The sequence below is a fragment of the Xanthomonas sp. SHU 166 genome (assembly GCF_000364685.1).
GTDB classification, from domain to species: Bacteria; Pseudomonadota; Gammaproteobacteria; order Xanthomonadales; family Xanthomonadaceae; genus Xanthomonas_A; species Xanthomonas_A sontii.
Window position 1 is genome coordinate 1 of sequence record NZ_AQOJ01000183.1, and the last position, 2,080, is coordinate 2,080.

General features: G+C 72.0%; 3 protein-coding genes. All 3 read right to left on the reverse strand.

Translation table 11 applies throughout. From position 1 onward, the window contains the following. On the reverse strand, positions 1 to 1,042 hold a 1,042-nt coding region (locus tag D180_RS06600), incomplete at its 3' end, for a PLP-dependent cysteine synthase family protein (RefSeq protein WP_017912171.1). Between the two features lie 120 nt (positions 1,043 to 1,162). Further along, positions 1,163 to 1,375: a heavy metal-associated domain-containing protein gene (locus D180_RS06605; RefSeq protein ID WP_017912172.1), complete on the reverse strand. Its 213-nt coding sequence runs from the start codon at positions 1,373 to 1,375 to the stop codon at positions 1,163 to 1,165. Positions 1,376 to 1,409: 34 nt separating this feature from the next. Beyond that, positions 1,410 to 2,080 (reverse strand): HAD-IC family P-type ATPase (locus tag D180_RS06610; RefSeq protein ID WP_017912173.1); only part of this gene is annotated, 671 nt, incomplete at its 5' end.

Here is a 2,080-nt window from a genome sequence, read left to right on the forward strand (position 1 = left end):
GCGCATCGGCCTGCTCCACGTCGATGCCCTGCTCGGCGTACCACTGCGGCCGGTAGTAGCTGTGCCCGTAGCGCTCGCCGCTGTCGCACAGGATGGTGACGATGGCGCCGCTGCGGCCCTGTTCGCGCATGCGCGTGGCCGCCTGCAGCACGCCGACGAAGTTGGTGCCGGTGGAGCCGCCCACGCGCCGGCCCAGGCGCGCGCTGACGTAGCGCATCGCCGCCAGGCTCAGCGCGTCGGGCACCTTGACCATCGCATCCACGCAACTGGGGATGAAGCTCGGCTCCACCCGCGGCCGGCCGATGCCTTCGATGCGCGAGCCGCCGGTGCTTTCCAGGCCGGCATAGTCGCGCCCGGCCAGCGCCTCGCGGTAGCCGTCGAAGAACAGCGACACTTCCGGATCCGCGCACAGGATGCGGGTGGGATGGCGCCGGTAGCGCACGTAGCGGCCGAGCGTGGCCGCGGTGCCGCCGGTGCCCGGGCTGCACACGATCCACGCAGGGATCGGATGCGGCTCCTCCTGCATCTGCCGGAAGATCGACTCGGCGATGTTGTTGTTGGCGCGCCAGTCGGTGGCGCGCTCGGCGTACAGGAACTGGTCCATGAAGTGGCCGCCGGTCTCGCGCGCCAGTTGCACCGAATCGGCGTGCAGGTCGCAGGCGCGCCCGACCAGGTGGCAGCGCCCGCCCTGGAACTCGATCGCGGCGATCTTCTCCGGCGAGGTGGTGGCCGGCATCACCGCGATGAACGGCAATCCCAACAGGCGCGCGAAATACGCCTCGGAGACCGCGGTGGAGCCGCTGGAGGCCTCGATCACCGGACGCCCCTCGCGCAGCCAGCCGTTGGCCAGCGCGTACAGGAACAGCGAGCGCGCCAGGCGGTGCTTGAGGCTGCCGGTGGGATGGCTGGACTCGTCCTTGAAGTACAGGTCGATGCCGGGGAAACCGGGCAGGTCCAGCGGGATCAGGTGGGTGTCGGCCGAGCGGTTGAAGTCGGCTTCGATCTTCTGGATGGCGGCGGCCACCCAAGCGCGATGGGTCATGACGATGCGGGAGCGGAGAAACCGCGCCCACGATACACGCCCGGCCGCGCGCCAGGGCCATGCGCGGCAGCGGCCGCCACGGCGGCGTTCACCCGGGAAGACACGGCGCCGGGGCGGCGCTCAGCCGGCGGCCACGCTGAAGCCGGCGTCGGCGATCGCCTGCTCCAGCGCGGCCACGTCGATGCGCGCGGGGTCGTAGTCGACGCCGACGCGCCCGCCCTCCAGCAGCACCGTGCTGGCGGTCACGCCCGGGCAGGCGTCGAGCACCCGCTGCAGCCGCGCGCTGCAGCCGCCGCAGCTCATGCCGTGGACGACGAGATCGAGATGGTGCATGTCATGCTCCAAAGTGAAGAAATCGCACGCGTGCTCACTGCGCACGCCAGCGATTCAGCAGCAGCGCGTTGCCCAGCACCGAGACCGAACTCAGTGCCATCGCCGCGCCGGCGATCACCGGGTTGAGCAGGCCGAACGCGGCCAGCGGGATGCCCAGGCCGTTGAAGACGAAGGCGAAGAACAGGTTCTGGCGGATCTTGCGCACCGTCGCCGCGGACAGGTCGATGGCGGCGGCGACGCCGGCCAGGTCGCCGTGCATCAACACCACGTCGGCCGCCTCGATGGCGATGTCCGAGCCACTGCCGATGGCGAAGCTGACGTCGGCCGCGGCCAGCGCCGGGGCATCGTTGATGCCGTCGCCGACCATGCCCACGTGTGCGCCCGGCACGGCCTGCAGCCGACGCACGTGCTCGGCCTTGTCCTGCGGCAGCACCTCGGCCTGCACCTGCTGGATGCCGAGCCGCGCGGCCACCGCCTGCGCCGCGTGGCGGTTGTCGCCGCTGAGCATGGTCACCGCGATCCCGCGCGCCTGCAGCAACGCCACCGCCTCGGCGGCATCCTCGCGCAGCGGATCGGCGATGGCGATGTAGCCGCTCACCGCGCCATCCACCGCCACCCCGACCACGCTGTGGCCCTGCGCCTGCGCCGCTTCGGCCTGGCGGCGCAGCGCCGGGTCGGCCGGCGCGGCGACCAGGCCATCGAGCC